Annotated in this window: 13 protein-coding genes; 9 read left to right on the plus strand and 4 right to left on the minus strand. The window is 69.7% G+C overall.

Annotated features, from left to right (window positions below; genetic code table 11):
- Positions 1-143 precede the first annotated feature (143 nt).
- From mgt to ACZ4NB_RS13995, 4 genes are all read left to right on the plus strand, one after another.
- Positions 144-1,355 (plus strand): macrolide-inactivating glycosyltransferase, encoded by a 1,212-nt coding sequence (gene mgt / locus ACZ4NB_RS13980; RefSeq protein WP_467661177.1) that lies wholly within the window; start codon positions 144-146, stop codon positions 1,353-1,355.
- Between the two features lie 278 nt (positions 1,356-1,633).
- Positions 1,634-2,839 (plus strand): S8 family peptidase, encoded by a 1,206-nt coding sequence (locus ACZ4NB_RS13985; RefSeq protein WP_467661179.1) that lies wholly within the window; start codon positions 1,634-1,636, stop codon positions 2,837-2,839.
- A gap of 248 nt (positions 2,840-3,087) precedes the next feature.
- Positions 3,088-3,681: a TetR/AcrR family transcriptional regulator gene (locus tag ACZ4NB_RS13990; protein WP_467661181.1), complete on the plus strand. Its 594-nt coding sequence runs from the start codon at positions 3,088-3,090 to the stop codon at positions 3,679-3,681.
- A complete protein-coding gene (locus tag ACZ4NB_RS13995) occupies positions 3,678-5,129 on the plus strand; it encodes an MFS transporter (RefSeq protein ID WP_467661182.1) in 1,452 nt (483 codons plus the stop codon). The genes ACZ4NB_RS13990 and ACZ4NB_RS13995 overlap by 4 nt, the downstream gene beginning before the upstream one ends.
- A gap of 7 nt (positions 5,130-5,136) precedes the next feature.
- Here ACZ4NB_RS13995 and ACZ4NB_RS14000 read toward each other — a convergent pair whose 3' ends face one another.
- From ACZ4NB_RS14000 to ACZ4NB_RS14010, 3 genes are all read right to left on the minus strand, one after another.
- Complete coding sequence (locus ACZ4NB_RS14000) at positions 5,137-5,412, minus strand: hypothetical protein (protein WP_467661184.1); 276 nt, start codon at positions 5,410-5,412, stop codon at positions 5,137-5,139.
- A 57-nt stretch (positions 5,413-5,469) separates the two neighbouring features.
- Positions 5,470-6,063 carry a VOC family protein gene (locus ACZ4NB_RS14005; protein WP_467661186.1) on the minus strand — a complete coding sequence of 198 codons (594 nt, stop codon included), beginning with the start codon at positions 6,061-6,063 and terminating at the stop codon, positions 5,470-5,472.
- Positions 6,064-6,217: 154 nt separating this feature from the next.
- The gene (locus tag ACZ4NB_RS14010) at positions 6,218-6,964 is read right to left on the minus strand and encodes a phosphotransferase family protein (RefSeq protein WP_467661188.1); all 747 of its coding nucleotides are present in this window, start codon (positions 6,962-6,964) and stop codon (positions 6,218-6,220) included.
- 330 nt (positions 6,965-7,294) lie between these two features.
- Between ACZ4NB_RS14010 and ACZ4NB_RS14015 the strand changes: the two genes are divergently transcribed.
- From ACZ4NB_RS14015 to ACZ4NB_RS14035, 5 genes are all read left to right on the plus strand, one after another.
- Positions 7,295-9,538 (plus strand): serine/threonine-protein kinase, encoded by a 2,244-nt coding sequence (locus tag ACZ4NB_RS14015; protein WP_467661190.1) that lies wholly within the window; start codon positions 7,295-7,297, stop codon positions 9,536-9,538.
- A 119-nt stretch (positions 9,539-9,657) separates the two neighbouring features.
- Positions 9,658-10,422: a PE-PPE domain-containing protein gene (locus tag ACZ4NB_RS14020; protein WP_467661191.1), complete on the plus strand. Its 765-nt coding sequence runs from the start codon at positions 9,658-9,660 to the stop codon at positions 10,420-10,422.
- A 268-nt stretch (positions 10,423-10,690) separates the two neighbouring features.
- On the plus strand, positions 10,691-11,284 hold the full coding sequence (locus ACZ4NB_RS14025) for a DinB family protein (RefSeq protein WP_467661192.1): 594 nt from the start codon (positions 10,691-10,693) through the stop codon (positions 11,282-11,284).
- A gap of 178 nt (positions 11,285-11,462) precedes the next feature.
- Entirely contained in the window at positions 11,463-12,161 is a 699-nt protein-coding gene (locus ACZ4NB_RS14030; RefSeq protein WP_467661194.1) for a DUF4232 domain-containing protein, read from the plus strand.
- 165 nt (positions 12,162-12,326) lie between these two features.
- On the plus strand, positions 12,327-13,064 hold the full coding sequence (locus tag ACZ4NB_RS14035) for a hypothetical protein (protein WP_467661195.1): 738 nt from the start codon (positions 12,327-12,329) through the stop codon (positions 13,062-13,064).
- Positions 13,065-13,384: 320 nt separating this feature from the next.
- Here ACZ4NB_RS14035 and ACZ4NB_RS14040 read toward each other — a convergent pair whose 3' ends face one another.
- Positions 13,385-14,800: a DEAD/DEAH box helicase gene (locus ACZ4NB_RS14040; RefSeq protein WP_467661196.1), complete on the minus strand. Its 1,416-nt coding sequence runs from the start codon at positions 14,798-14,800 to the stop codon at positions 13,385-13,387.
- Between the last annotated feature and the right edge of the window lie 288 nt (positions 14,801-15,088).

Raw genomic sequence — 15,088 nt, forward strand, 5'->3', positions numbered from 1 at the left:
CGGCCTGCGGGGGCCATCGCCGTACGCAGGGGCATATCACTGTTTGATTGCGCGAGACGACCCGTCTCGTCTAGTCTGCCGTGACGTCCCGGTCCCGGCATCCCGCCCACCGCCTCCGCGCGCCCTCACCAAGGAGTTCTCATATGCCCCGCGCCCAAAAGCCCGCCCATATCGCGATGTTCAGCATCGCGGCGCACGGCCACGTCAACCCCAGCCTGGAGGTCGTACGGGAGCTCGTCGCCCGCGGCCACCGCGTCACCTACGCCATCCCGCCCTCCTTCGCCGACCTGATCGCCGGCACCGGGGCCGAGCCTCGGCTGTGGAACTCCACCCTGCCCACCGACGACAGTCCGGAGGACTGGGGCAGCGAACTCATCGACAACATCGAGCCGTTCCTCGACGACGCCATCCAGGCGCTGCCGCAGCTGCTGGCGGCCTACGAGGGCGATGAGCCGGACCTCGTCCTCTACGACATCACCGCCTACCCGGCGCCGCTGCTCGCGCACCGCTGGCAGGTCCCCGCCATCCAGCTCTCGCCGAACATGGTCGCCTGGGAGGGGTACGAGGCGGAGGTCGCCGGGGCGCGGGCCGAACTGCGGGCCACCGAGCGCGGCCGGGCGTACTACGCGCGCTTCCATGCCTGGCTCGACGAGCACGGCATGGCCACCCGTACCGACCCCGACCGCCTCGCCGCGCACCCCGACCGCTGCCTGGTCCTCATTCCTCAGGCCATGCAGCCGCACGCCGACCGGGTCGACGCCTCCGTGTTCACCTTCGTCGGCTCCTGCCAGGGCGATCGCTCCCACCAGGGTGACTGGCGGCGGCCGGCGCATCTGCCGTCCGACACCAAGGTGCTGCTGGTGTCCCTCGGCTCGGCGTTCACCAACGAACCGGCCTTCTACCGGGAGTGCATCGAGGCGTTCGGCGGGCTGCGCGACTGGTATGTGGTGCTGCAGATAGGGAAGTTCGTCGACCCGTCGCAACTCGGGGAGGTCCCGGCCAACATCGAGGTGCACCACTGGGTGCCGCAGCTCGCCGTCCTGCGTCAGGCGGACGCCTTCATCACCCACGCCGGGATGGGCGGCAGTCAGGAGGGTCTGGCGAACGGAGTGCCCATGGTGTGCGTACCGCAGGCCGTCGACCAGTTCGGCAACGCCGACATGCTCCAGGCGCTCGGCGTCGGCAGGCATCTGCCGAAGGAGGAGGCCACCGCGCGGGCGCTGCGTGAGGCGGTGCTGTCCCTGGTGAACGACCCCGAAGTCGCCGCGCGAGCCGAGCGGTTGCGCCACCAGGGGGCGAGCGAGGGCGGCACCCGTCGGGCGGCGGACCTCATCGAGTCCGCGTTGCCCGAATGAGTCCGGAACATTCATCAAATAGGCCCGAACCTGCCCTCTGTTGCGGGAAAGTAAACGGAGTTAAGCCTGAATGATTCAAGCCGCAACATCTTTTGCCCAACTCTAGGGCCCTTTGTGGATTTTGCAGGCTTGTTGCGTATCTCACACGGCCGGGTCCCCCTTGAATTGGACTCGTCAATCAGACAGGGTTTCGAGCCAGCCCGACGCAGATTTTCCTGTGTGCAAGGGCTGTTGACGCAACGCTTCCCCCCACACCACGAACGAGGAGAACCCTCGCAATGGCTCACAAGCGTTCCAGCAAGAAGCGCCTCATCACGTCGATAGCCGCCGCGGTCGCCGCGACGGGTGTCGCCGCGGTCACCGCCGTCACCGCGGGCGCGTCCCCGGCCCCGGCCGAAGGCAAGATCTACGGAGCCGAGGCCAAGGGTGCCGTGAACGGCAGCTACATCGTCATGATGAAGAAGTCGGTCCGTACCGCCCAGAGCGGCGACCTGGCCTCCAAGTACGGCGGCAAGGTCAAGCGGACCTTCTCCTCCGTCGGCGGCTTCTCGACGACCGGCCTGAACGAGGAGGAGGCCAAGCGCCTCGCCGCCGACCCGGCCGTCGACAAGGTCGTGCAGAACAAGAAGTTCCACATCGACGGCACCCAGGACAACCCGCCGTCGTGGGGCCTGGACCGCATCGACCAGGCGGACACCCAGGGCGACAAGAAGTACAACTACCCCGACAGCGCGGGTGAGGGCGTCACCGCCTACGTCATCGACACCGGTGTCCACATCAGCCACAAGGACTTCGGCGGTCGCGCCTCGTACGGCTTCAACGCCATCGACAACAGCGACAAGGCCGAGGACGACAACGGCCACGGCACCCACGTCTCGGGCACCATCGCCGGTGAGGCGCACGGCGTCGCCAAGAAGGCCAAGATCGTGGCCGTCAAGGTCCTGGACGGCCAGGGCTCCGGCAGCACCGAGCAGGTCGTCGCGGGCATCGACTGGGTCACCAAGAACCACAAGGGCCCCTCGGTCGCCAACATGTCCCTCGGTGGCGGCGCGGACGAGGCCCTCGACGCGGCCGTGAAGAAGGCCATCGACTCCGGTGTCACCTTCGGTGTCGCGGCGGGCAACGAGTCCAGCGACGCGGGCCAGGGCTCCCCGGCGCGCGTGAAGGAGGCCATCACGGTGGCCTCCAGCACCAACAAGGACGAGCAGTCCGACTTCTCCAACTTCGGCAGCGTGGTCGACCTCTACGCCCCCGGCTCCGACATCACCTCGGACTGGAACAACAGCGACGACGCCACGAAGACCATCTCCGGTACGTCCATGGCGACCCCGCACGTCGTGGGTGCCGCCGCGGTCTACCTGGCCGGTCACAAGGACGCCAAGCCGGCCGACGTCGAGAAGGCGCTGACGGACGGTGCCACCCCCGACAAGATCTCCAACCCGAGCGAGGGCACGCCCAACAAGCTGCTGAAGGTCGTCGAGTAGTCGCCTCAGCTCCCTGACGCCGGCCGTCGCGCTCGCCCCCACGGGGCGCGGCGGCCGGCGTCGTTGTCTGCTCCGAGCCCCGATCCCTGAGCCCCGCGCCCTGAGCCCCGATCCCTGAGCCCCGCGCCCCGTCTCCCGCTTCACCGTGGACGGCGTGCGGGGCTTAGCCGTCTATCGGGGTGCGGGCTTCATCGCGGACCCACCCCCCCTGCGTAGACACTGTCTACGCACTCTGGTAGACAGTGTCTATGAGTGAACCTGTCCAGGACGCGGGCCTGCGTGCCCGCTTGGTCGAGGCCGGTGTCGACCTGGTGAACAGCCAGGGCGCACAGGCTCTGTCGCTGCGGGAGATCGCCCGCCGGGCGGGGGTCTCGCACGGGGCCCCGCGCCGGTACTTCCCGACCCATCTGGCCCTGCTGTCCGCGATCGCGCGGCAGGGCTTCGCCGAGCTGGCCGCCTCGGCCACCGAGGCGCTCGGCAGCGGAGGGGCGGACCCGCGGTCGCAGCTCGCGGCGCTGGGCAGGTGCTACCTCGACTTCGCACGGACCCGCCGCGGAATGTACGAGCTGATGTTCCGTCACGACCTGCTGGAGAGCGGCAGTCGACATGGTCTGCGGGAGACCAGCCTGCCGCTGTTCCGCCTGCTGGAGGACCTCGTCGCCCGAGTGCGGCCGTCCACCGGCCAGGCGCCACCGGTGGTCGCGGGCGCGCTGTGGGCGAATCTGCACGGCATCGCCCAGCTGTGGGGATGGGGCAGCCTCCAGCTCGCGACACAGGCCGACGACGTCGAACCGCTGCTGCGCGCCGCACTGGACGCGCACCTCGGGCCGGAGGGCCGATGACCTCGACCCGTCAGCAGCGCCTCATCCTCGTCGGCAGTATCACGGGAGCCGCGATCGTCGCCCTCGACGGCACCGTGCTGACCGTCGCACAGCCCACCCTGCAACGGGACCTGCACGCCTCGTTCGTGCAGGTCCAGTGGACCAGCACCGGTTACCTCATCGCCGTGGCCGGCCTGCTCGTCTTCGCGGGCCGCCTCGGCGACCGGTACGGCCATCAGAAGGTCTTCGCCACCGGGATCCTGGGCTTCGGTGTCGCTTCGGCGGGGATCGCCCTGGCGCCCGGCGTCGGCTGGGTGATCGGCCTCCGCGTCGCCCAGGGCGTCTTCGGCGCACTGCTGCAACCGGCCACGCTGGGGATGCTGCGCGCCGCGTACCCGCCCGACCGGCTCGGCATGCCCCTCGCGCTGCGCACCAGCGCCATCGGACTGGCGGCCGCCGCCGGCCCGGTGATCGGCGGCGCGCTCGTCGCCCACCTGGGCTGGCGGGCGGTCTTCTTCCTCAATGTGGCACCGGCGGTGGCGGCCGGGGCGCTGGCGCTCGCCGTACGCCTGCCCGACGTGACCGCGCAGACGCCGGGGCGTGCTGCCGCCTCCCGTCTCGACCTGCCCGGCGCCGGCCTCCTCGCGCTCACCCTGGTGTGCCTGGTCCACACCCTCGTCGCCCTGCCGGAGGAGGGGTGGACGACGGCCGTCGTACTGGGTCCGGTCGCGGCGGTGGCCGCCGGTGCCGCGTTCATCCGCCACGAGCGACGTACGATGAGCCCGCTGATCCCGCCAAGTGTGCTGGGATCACGCACCATTGCCGCCGCGCTCGCGATCCTCCTGTCCGCCTCGGCCGCCCTGTTCGGCACCCTCTTCGTCGCCACCTATTTCCTGCAGGACGTCCTCCGGCTGGACCCGCTCCAATGCGGCCTGCGCGTACTCCCGCTGGCCGTGATGATGGTGCTCAGCGCACCCGCCGCAGCCGTACTGCAGCGCCGTTACGGCCCCCGCCGCACCTCCGCCGTCGCCATGGCCCTGATGACCGCCGGCATCCTCCTCCTCGCCCAACTCAACCGCTCTTCAACGGCGTTGACGATCGGGGCGGGCTGTCTCCTGCTCGGCGCCGGCTTCGGCACCGTGATGGTCACCGCGACCGCCGTCATCGTGCGCCATGCGTCCGTGGGCGACGCCGGTGTGGCCGGTGGGCTCCAGCAGACGGCGATGAACATCGGCCCCACGCTCGGCGTCGCCACCGCGACCATGCTGACCGGCCTCACCGCCCCGACGGGCCGCACGCTCATGGTCCTGGCGGCCATCGCCGCACTCGGCACCCTGGCCGCCCGCCGACTGCCCTCGCCCTCGCACTCGTACTCGCGTCAGACGAGCAACTCGGCCGCAGCTGCCGAGAGTTACCCACAGGAGGCGACCTCCGAAAACGCTCCCGCCCGACTTCGCTGCCGTCGGTGACTGCGCGCTACCGCAGCCAGCGCCTCTCCCAGCCTTCGTCGGCCAAACCGACGCCAATCAAAAGATCCCGCCAGTCTCGTTGTGCGTAGTCTGCAGCTTGCGCGAATCTATCGGCATCACCTTGACTGTAGAGAAGAACTGCAGCAGCGACCCGCTCCTCAATTATTGAGCTGCCACGACCAACAGATTCGACGACTTCCTCAAGTAGCTGCGAAACGACCGCGCTCTCGCTCTCGGGGAAATCCCGTTCGATGCGGCGGATGATTCTTTTCGAAAGTGCCATAACTATCCCTTCCGGAAACGAAACGTAACCTCTTCGGCTTCCATGGAAGGTGAAGGGTCACCCCGTGACGTGGAACTCGTTCCCGCTGGCGTCGAGGAACTCGCCGGGTTCCCCGTCGCGTTGGGTGACCTCCAGCCGTAGCCTGTTCCGCGCCTCCTTGGGCGCCGCGGGCGGCCCCATCACCAGCGAGACCGTGCTGGCGGGCCTCCGGCGCAGCCGGACGCCCCAGTCGTGGGACTCGACCTCGTGCCAGTCGGCCTGGGACCGCCAGAAGGCCCACTGCGCGTAGCGATCCTCCTCCTCGACGTCGAGGCAGATCGCGACGAGGCCGGAGTCGGCGAGCACGCCGGGGTGCCCGGGACGCAGCACGCAGAACTCGTTGCCCTCCGGATCGGCCAGTACGTCCCATGGGACGTCCCCTTGGCCGATGTCGACTCGCGTCGCACCGAGTGTGAGCAGGCGCGCCACCTCGGCCTCCCAGCCCGGCCCCCCGGCCAGGTCGAGGTGGAGTCGGTTCTTGTGCGCCGTCTTCGGATTCTCGGTCGGCACGAACCGCAGTTGCAGGCCGCCCGTCCGGCCCCGCGTCGCGTCCGACCAGAAGCGGTCCATGCGTGCGACATCCAGCGCGTCGATCACGATCCCCGTCAGCATTCCGTTCCCCCAAGCCGTCGAAGCTGTCTCCTGCTCATTGTCGCCGCTGCTGTCGGCGTCAGCGCTGGGCCCCAGGTCGGGAACGCGCAGTCGCCCGGGGGATGGCCTGCTCGATGCGTCAGAACGCATACCTAGCAGCCGGGCCCGCGCAGCCTCACATCCGGGATTTCAGCACGTCGACCTCACAGCCCGGCGCGAAGGGGTCGAAGCCGTGCTCGACCAGCCAGCGAACCGCCAGCAGGCTTCGCAACGACCACCATGCGTGGATCACGTCGAGGTCGATGTCGGTGCCGTAGCCGGCGATGACGTCGGCGAGGTGCTCCTCGTGTCCGAGCGTGAAGGTGGCGAGGTCGTACAGGGCATCACCCTGGCCCGCTTCGGACCAGTCGATGATGCCGGTGACCTCGTCGCCGTCGACGAAGACGTGCGCGATCTGCAGGTCGCCGTGTGTGAACGCCGGAGTCCAGGGCCGGAGCGCGGCCTCGGCGGCCTGGCGGTTGCGGGTGACCAGGTCAGCGGGCAGGACACCGTTCGTCACGAGCAACTCGCACTCGTCGTCGAGTTCCGCCGCCAGCGCGATGATGCTCCGGCCGGCCCGGCCCGGTAGGGGCGGAAGGGGCGCTTCGTGCAGTTTCCGGATGGCGGCGCCCGCCGCGGCCCACGCCGTCGGCGACCCGGTCGACGGCCCGCCGAGGCGTCCAAGCGTCGTCCCTGGGAGTGCGGCGATCGCGAGCACGGGCGGCTTGCGCCACAGGACCTCCGGGGTCGGGACCGGCGCGAGGGACATCGCCTCGACTTCGATGTCGATGCGCGCTTGGTCGGCGTCCACCTTGAGAAACACATCGCCGACGCGCAGAGTCGCGCGCTCGGAATGGGCGACGACGACTGTGACCTCATCCATGGCCGACCAGTATCCCGGGGATGATCGCCGACGTCGCCACGTTTATCGCGTGCGATGACGCGGCTGACCGCGTCCCGCTGCCCCGCGGCCTCGTGCACGACCGACCGCTGACGAGGTCAAGCGCGGGCGCGGATCGCGCGGCCGATCAGCGGCAGACGCAGGGGGCCGATCGATGTTCTGGCCCGCGTGCAGCAGCAACCAGCCGCGCGGACTTCCTCAACTCCCTTTGCTGTGCCACGTTTACCCGCAGAATGGCACGGCCGCGCCGATCGCACGTGGCGCATGCGGACAACAGCACAGACGGGGGATGCGCATGGGGAGTGACGCCGCATGGCCGGAATGAAGCTCTACTCACTCGAATCCAACGACCCACGGCGGCTCGGGCCCTACCGGCTGCTCCGGAGGATCGCCACCGGCGGTATGGGCCGCATCTACCTTGCCCGGCAGGAGGCGCCGGGCACACCCGCCAGCGCTGCCGGGCCCACTGGAACCGTGGTGGACCACGGGCTCGTCGCGGTCAAGACGCTCCTCGCCGAGGGGATCGTGAGCAGGCCGGACCGGGAGCGGTTCGCCCGCGAGGTGGAGCTGGCGGGGCGGGTCGACAGTGCGTACACCGCCACGGTGCTCGACGCCGACGCGAAGGCGGAGCGTCCATGGCTCGCCATCGAGTTCATACCGGCTCCCAACCTGGCCGAACTCGTCGTCAATGCCGGGACGTTGCCCGTCGAGGCGGTGCGCCGGGTCGCGGTGGGGGCCGCGCGGGCGCTGGCCGAGCTGCACGGCCTGGCGGTCGTCCACCGGGACGTCAAGCCCCTGAACATCCTGCTGCCCCACGACGGCCCCCGCCTCATCGACTTCGGCATCTCGCACGCCCACGACCACACCAGCTCGACGACGACCATAGGCACCTTCGCCTTCACGTCGCCGGAGCAGGCGTGCGGCAAGAGGTCCACCGCCGCGTCCGACATGTACTCCCTGGGAGCCACGCTCTTCTTCCTCGCGGTCGGCCGCCCGCCGTACGAGCAGACCGACCGCTCCATCGGGGTCCTCGCCCTCGTCCAGCGCGGCGAGCTCGACACGAGCGGTCTGCCGCCGGAACTGGAACCACTGATCCTGCCGTTGCTGGAGGTCGACCCCGGGAGGCGTCCCGCGCCGTCCGACCTGCTGCGGGACCTCCTGGCCGACCTCGACCAGGAGGCGGCCGTCGGGGGTGCCGAGCGGTGGCTGCCGGCGGCGTGGGCCGCGCTGATCGAGGAGTACGCCGAGCAGGGGCGGCAACTTCGCAAGGGGACCGTGGACTTCGACGCGTCCGAAGCACCGACGGAGCTCAAGCCCGACGGCACGCCGGGGGGTTCGGACGAGGCGATCAGCGAGATGCGCGAGCAACTGGAGGCGCTGCGCAAGCAGCGGGACGCCTTGGTGCGGGCGCAGGCCGAGGAGCAGGCGGAGGCGGAGGCGCGGGAGCTGGCGCGCCGGGAAGAGGAGGAGCAAAGGCGCAGGGAACAAGCGCGGAGGGAAGAGGCAGAACGCAGGGAACGGGAGCGCAAGGAACACGAGAGGAAGAACAAGGAGCGGAAGGAGAGGGAGCGGAAGGAAAAGGAACAGAAGGAAAGGGAACAGAAGGAACGCGAGCGAAAAGAGAGGCAGCGAAAGGAACGCGAGCGCCTGGCGCGCGAGAAGACCGAGACCTCCACCAAGAACAAGAGCACCGGCGCGACATCGACCCCCACGGCCTCGCCGAAGTCCGGAGCGACCAAGAATCCCACCACGAAGTCGAGTTCCTCGGAAGGCTGGGGCGGCGGCCTGCTCCTGGTCGTCCTCTTCATCGGGGTCCTGGTCTGGCACCCCTGGGAGAAGAAGAGCGACGACACCCCGACGAGCAGCCCCACCCCGCGGTTCACCCTCTCCAGCAGCGGCGGCAGCACCAGCGGCCTCGGTGGCAGTGACACCCTCGGTGACAGCAACACCGACAGCTCGTCCAGTTCCTCCAGCGGCGGCTCCGCCGGCACCGAGACCGCACCCGAGACCGAACCCGCAACCGAACCGGCGAGCAGTTCCCCCGAGCCCGACCCCACCGAAGACGCCTTCAAGGCGGTCTCGGCCGGGGACTGCCTGGACGTCGTCGACACCGGGTACGGCGGTCTCAGCAGGTACGACTGGAGCGAGAAGGAACCGAACACGACGTCCTGCGGCTACGGGACGCGCGTGAAGGTCACCGGCACCGCCGACAACTGCCCGTCCGGGGTGGGCAAGGCGACCTGGTCGTACTACTCCACCAGCAGCGGCGAGCGGACGGCGCTCTGCCTCACCGGCCAGTACCGTCAGGGCGACTGTCTGCTCGCCAGGCACGACGGCAACTCCGTCAGCAGCATCGCGATGCTGTCGTCCCCGAACTGCACGGACCGCAGGGTTCCCGCCGCGTACAACGAGATCCTGGTCGTCACGGACGTCTACCGGGCGATGGCGGGTACCGGCACCGAGGTCTGCCGCCACGGGCAGTACGACGCCAACACGTACTGGTCCACGAAGGTCGACGAGGGCGCGACGCTGCTGTGCCTGAAGGCGTACGACTGAGCGCCCGGCCGCGCCCCACCGGTGCAGTCACTGCCATTTCAGCGCGATTTCAACGGCGCTGTTTAGCGTCGACGCCGTTCGATGCAGGCACGTCTCAAACCAAGGGGGATTGCCGGGAAATGACGAAGACGAGCAGGCTGACACGGATGGTGGGGACCGCCGCCATGACGGGGGCGATGGTGGCCGGCACCGCAGTCGTGGCACCCACCGTCGCGCAGGCCGACGACGTCCACCACTACTACCTTGAGGTGGGTGGCACGGGCGCCGCGGCGGACGCGCCCGGGTGCACCACGACCTACGGTTTCGCGAACCAGCACCTGGACGAGGGCGACGAGGTCGTTCCGGTCTGCTATCCGGCGAGCGCCGGACCGTGGGTGGGCAGCAAGACGTTCCAACCGGACCCGAGCGCACCGAGCTACGACGCGAGCGTGAACGAGGGGTACAAGAATCTGCTGGAGGCAGCCGAGGAGACGCACCGCCGCGACCCGAGCGCACACCTGACGATCGTCGGCTACTCCCAAGGCGCACAGGTCGCGGACGTGGTGCTCCAGAAGATCGCCAACAATGCGACGGCCATCCCGCGTTCGCAGGTGAACGGCATGCTCTACGCCGACCCGATGCAGCCCGGCACCGGTATCGCGGCCCGCGTGCCGAAGGGCTGGAGCGCGCTCGGGTTCACTTCCCCCGGCGCCGGGCCGGAGGAGTTCCCGGGCGTTCCGGTCGAACGGTTCTGCATCCGCGGTGACGGGGTGTGCGACGCGACATCCGTCGATTCCGTCCTCGGCTACTTCACCAAGCATGGGAACTACCCCAAGGACGGCAACGCCATGACCCGGACCATCGCCAACGACGGCGGCCACGGGATCACCTGGCTGGACTCCTGACCCTCCGGTATCCACCGCCGCGGCCCGCGAGGGCGCGCCGGGCTGATGGGCATGTCGCCCCCGCGTGATCAGGCGGGCGACACGAGCCCCCCCCGTCACTCGGCGCCTCTCGCGGCCGCTCAGCCAGGCGTCGGGCAACGCCGTTCGGCCATCGGGCAATCGCTCACCGGTCGGCGTCCCGATTGGCCCGCTGTGTCAGATGATCTGGTTCGCCGCGAGTAGCAGAAAAGGCGGTGGGCGAAGATCGTTCAAGCGGCAGACTGGCCCCATGACCGCTTCGGATCCCCAGACTGAACTTCACTTCTATCTGCAGTCCGCCCGTGATGCCTTGCTCTGGAAGCTCGAAGGGCTCTCGGAGTACGACATCCGCCGCCCGCTGACACCGACCGGCACCAACCTTTTGGGCTTGGTGAAACACGTGGCCGGTGTGGAGCTGGGCTACCTCGGCGACACCTTCGGACGGCCGTCCGGAGAGCCCCTGCCCTGGCTCGAAGACGGTGCTGAGCCCAACGCGGATATGTGGGCCACCGCCGACGAGTCACGCGATCACATCGTGGAGCTCTACCGCCGGGCGTGGGCGCACGCGGACGCGACGATCGACGCGCTGACTCTGGACACGATCGGCAAGGTGCCGTGGTGGCCCGACGGAAGGGACGAGGTGACGTTGCACCATGCCGTGGTGCGCGTGATCGCCGATACACACCGGCACGCCGGGCACGCGGACATCCTCCGGGAACTCATAGACGGGGCCGTGGGGATGAACCAGGGCAACGACAGCCTGCCGCCGGGCGACTCAGCGTGGTGGGAGAACTATCGAACCCGGCTGGAGCGTGCAGCTCAGGAAGCCGATCGAGACGCATGACTGCGGACCAGACCGAGTCGGCCAGCCGCTCGCGGCTCGGCTCCACCCGTTCGCGCGCTTTGTTCGCGGGACGTGAGTGAGGCGTTTCCGGAACGTCAGGGGCCCCGGGAAAAGTGGTGTCCACACCGCGGGAACGGCCAAAGAAGACTCCCGCACGAAACACAGGGGGAACCCGATCATGCGCACTTCCCGGATTCGTACCGCCACCCTGGCCGCCGTCACCGCCGCACTGGCACTGGGCCTGACCGCATGCGGCGGCGCCGACGGTGGCTCGAAGCCGGCGGGCGGCGACGACGCCGCCGGCACCGCACAGGGCCGGTTCACGTCCAACGGGGACGGCAAGGGCGGTGCGAAGCAGGCCAACGGTGGCAGTGACACCAAGGAGGGCGCGCGCTCGACCACCGCCTCGGGCGGGACGGACGAGGTCGCGAGCAAGGGCACAACGGCCGGCGCCCAGCAGTGCCGCGGCGACCAGATGCTGCTCACCGCGGTGCACCGGTTCGCCGGGCAGCAGGGCGACCACCTGCTGGTCACCGCGTCGAACAAGGGGACTAAGCCATGCTGGGTCACCTCCTACCCGGCCGTGAAGCTCGGCGACGACGTCGACGGGGCCGCACTTCCGCACTCGAAGAAGGACAACCCCGGCGGCGACAAGCACCTCACGCTCCAGCCCGGTGGCAAGGCATACAGCGCAGTGAACCTCTTCGACTACGGCTCGAAGAACCACACGGCGCAGTCGTTCGCCCTCGCACTGCGTGGCGCGGAGGGGCACCACGGCCCCTTCTACTCCGTCCACATCAACGGCGAGAAGCCGCAGTTCAGCTGGAACGAGGCCGACGTGCTGAACTGGAGCACCAAGAAGCCGTACGACTTCTGACGGCCCGTCGGCCAGTGACGGTCGTCCCGGACACGCCGCACCACGCGTCCCGCCCAGTCACACCGACATAAGGCCGAGCGCTTGTGTCTGCCATATGAGTGCGGGTGATCGAGCCGTGCCCGTGGCGCATTGCGCCGCGACTGTGCCCCCATTAGCTTCGCGGAAATGCTGGCTGGCCTCCTGCCGGGTCTGCGGGACCTGCGTACACCCCTGACGGTGGGATACCTGTGGCTGACGTGCAGCTGGCTGTGGTTCCACGAGGTACTGCCTCAACGGGCCACGGCCCACGGGGCCATCGCCGACCTGTACGACCTCAATGGAATCCTTCCCCCTGCCGCCCTCCTGGCCGCGCTGACGTTTATCGCCTACTTTGTCGGATCGCTCGTCGAGCTGGACATCGCTTCGGCGCGGTGGCTCGACGTGGCCAGGCTCAACCGGGCAGCTTGGGAAGCGGTCGCGGACCGGGTCGCCACCCGTCTCGACGACACAGCCGACATGACGCCCGAGCGCTACGCGGATGCCGCAGCAGCATGGCAGCGCGCTGCGCCCCGCCGGACAACCACCCGAGTGCAGCTGCACGCCAACTTCGAGTTGCAGGAGGTGCAGCGTCACCTGTCTGAGCGCACGGGCCAGCCCATCGACTCGCTGGGCATCCGGACCGACAGCGATGGCGTCCCTCTTGAGCCGGTGGTGTGGGGGCCGTGGCGGCGGCCCTGGTGGCGCATGCTGAGGCCCCGAACGCCGGTATTCCTGACGCCGGCCTGGCGCCTATGGAGACCCAACTCCAGGCACGACTCGCCGGTGGTCGGGATGCTCGTGGAACGGCGCGTCGCGCTAAGGGCTGTCCCGTCATCCCTGGCGACGCGCACGACGACAGCTACGGCACCTCTCCCGCACGCCTGAACGGCGCGGGGGGGGGACCCCACCGTTGTCGGGACGTCCGGATACGCCCAGTATCCGGACGCCCCTCCGCCTTGCGATGCCGCTCGGCTTCCAAGGAACGGATGAAGAGCCGAGACGGAGTTCGCGGTGGGGACCCCTCCCGCGCCCTGCTCGGCGGGGTGGAGTTCCTTGCCCCAGCCGCGCAGGAGCCCGCTGGCCTACGCGTGCACGGCCCATCCTCCGAACTACGCAAACGACCGAGGTCCTGGCCGCCTTGACGGGGCCAGGACCCGGGATCTTCACTCGCGATGGCCTACCCGCCGTCTTGCAGCGGACAGCTCTCAGGCGCCTCGGCGCACCCGGGCAGCCTTGCGGGCCTCGGCGAGCTTACGGGCCTCCCTGGCCTTGCGAGATGTGCCGCTGGTGCCGCGGGAGGTGTCCTTGCTGGTGCCCAGGCCGCGGAAGGGGGCGTTGGCGTTCTTGGGCCGGGGCGCGGCGGGCCCGCCGTCGAGCGGGATGCCGGAGGGGGGCTTGGCCCCGGTGATCCGGCTCAGCTCAGCCTCGCCCGAGCGCACCTTGGTGGTCGTCGGCTCGATGCCGGCCTCGGCCATCAGACGGCTCAGCTGGCTGCGCTGGCCCGAGAGGGCCAGGGTGACGACGCTGCCGGACTCACCGGCCCGGGCGGTGCGGCCCGCGCGGTGCAGGTAGTCCTTGGGGTCGGTGGGCGGGTCGACGTTGACCACGAGATCGAGGTCGTCGACGTGCAGGCCACGGGCCGCGACATTGGTCGCCACCAGGACGGTGATCTGGCCGTTCTTGAACTGCGCGAGGGTCCGGGTGCGCTGCGGCTGGGACTTGCCACTGTGCAGGGCCGCGGCGTGGACGCCGCTGGCCCGCAGGTGCCGGGTGAGCTGGTCGACCGCGTGCTTGGTGTCCAGGAACAGCAGTACGCGGCCGTCGCGGGCGGCGATCTCCGTGGCGACGGCATACCGGTCGGGGCCATGGACGACCAGCACATGGTGGTCCATCGTTGTGACCGCGCCCGCGGACGGGTCGACCGAGTGGACTACCGGGTCGTGGAGGTAGCGGCGGACCAGGTGGTCGACGTCGCGGTCCAGGGTGGCCGAGAACAGCATCCGCTGGCCGTCGCGGTGCACCTGGTCGAGCACCTCGGTGACTTGCGGCAGGAAGCCCATGTCACACATCTGGTCAGCCTCGTCGAGGACGGTGATCCTTACCCGTCCCAGGTGGCAGGCCCTGCGCTCGATGAGGTCGTGCAGGCGGCCAGGCGTGGCGACAACGACCTCGGACCCGTCGCGCAGCGCAGCGGCCTGTCGGCTGATCGACATACCGCCGACGACCGTGGCCATCCTCAGCCGGAGCGCCTCGGCATACGGCGCGAGGGCCTCGGTTACCTGCTGGGCCAGCTCCCGGGTAGGCACCAGGATCAGGGCGAGAGGCTGCTTCGGCTCCGCGCGCCGCCCGGCCGTCCGTGCGAGCAGCGGCAGGCCGAAGGCGAGCGTCTTGCCCGATCCGGTGCGCCCGCGTCCCAGGACGTCGCGTCCCGCGAGGGCGCTGGGCAGCGTGGCTGCCTGGATCGGGAAGGGCTTGCGCACGCCGAGCTCGGTGAGGGTTCGCAGCACTTCGGCCGGCAGTTCCAGGTCCGCGAAGGAGGCGACCGGAGGCACCGTCGGGGTGCGGCTCGCCGGCTGGGCGAGGTCGCTGTGTGAGGTGCCGAGGTGGTCCGGGTGGTTCATGAAGAGCCTTCCGCATGCGGAACGTACCGAGGAAGGCCCGGCAGGACAGGAGAAGCCGACGAAGAATGGGATCCGGACTGGCGGAATTACCAGCCGCCACAGCCGCCCAAAAGGCGAAGGGTAACACAAGGCCAGGGGGTGAGAAGCCCGCGACCATGCTGACCGGCCTCACCGCCGCGACGGGTCGCACGCTCATGGTCCTGGCGGTCATCGCCGCACTCGGCGCCCTGGCCGCCTGCCGACTGCCCTCGCGCTCGCGTCAGGCGAACAATGCGGCCGCAGCTCCCC

The organism is Streptomyces sp. NPDC026575 (genome assembly GCF_055567415.1).

Coding starts and splice junctions, on each gene's coding strand:
- ACZ4NB_RS13990 (WP_467661181.1), top strand. CDS start 3,088: ATGAGTGAACCTGTCCAGGACGCGGGCCTGCGTGCCCGCTTGGTCGAG.
- ACZ4NB_RS14005 (WP_467661186.1), bottom strand. CDS start 6,063: ATGCTGACGGGGATCGTGATCGACGCGCTGGATGTCGCACGCATGGAC.
- ACZ4NB_RS14035 (WP_467661195.1), top strand. CDS start 12,327: ATGCTGGCTGGCCTCCTGCCGGGTCTGCGGGACCTGCGTACACCCCTG.
- ACZ4NB_RS14040 (WP_467661196.1), bottom strand. CDS start 14,800: ATGAACCACCCGGACCACCTCGGCACCTCACACAGCGACCTCGCCCAG.
- mgt (WP_467661177.1), top strand. CDS start 144: ATGCCCCGCGCCCAAAAGCCCGCCCATATCGCGATGTTCAGCATCGCG.
- ACZ4NB_RS13985 (WP_467661179.1), top strand. CDS start 1,634: ATGGCTCACAAGCGTTCCAGCAAGAAGCGCCTCATCACGTCGATAGCC.
- ACZ4NB_RS14020 (WP_467661191.1), top strand. CDS start 9,658: ATGACGAAGACGAGCAGGCTGACACGGATGGTGGGGACCGCCGCCATG.
- ACZ4NB_RS14030 (WP_467661194.1), top strand. CDS start 11,463: ATGCGCACTTCCCGGATTCGTACCGCCACCCTGGCCGCCGTCACCGCC.
- ACZ4NB_RS13995 (WP_467661182.1), top strand. CDS start 3,678: ATGACCTCGACCCGTCAGCAGCGCCTCATCCTCGTCGGCAGTATCACG.
- ACZ4NB_RS14015 (WP_467661190.1), top strand. CDS start 7,295: ATGGCCGGAATGAAGCTCTACTCACTCGAATCCAACGACCCACGGCGG.
- ACZ4NB_RS14025 (WP_467661192.1), top strand. CDS start 10,691: ATGACCGCTTCGGATCCCCAGACTGAACTTCACTTCTATCTGCAGTCC.
- ACZ4NB_RS14010 (WP_467661188.1), bottom strand. CDS start 6,964: ATGGATGAGGTCACAGTCGTCGTCGCCCATTCCGAGCGCGCGACTCTG.
- ACZ4NB_RS14000 (WP_467661184.1), bottom strand. CDS start 5,412: ATGGCACTTTCGAAAAGAATCATCCGCCGCATCGAACGGGATTTCCCC.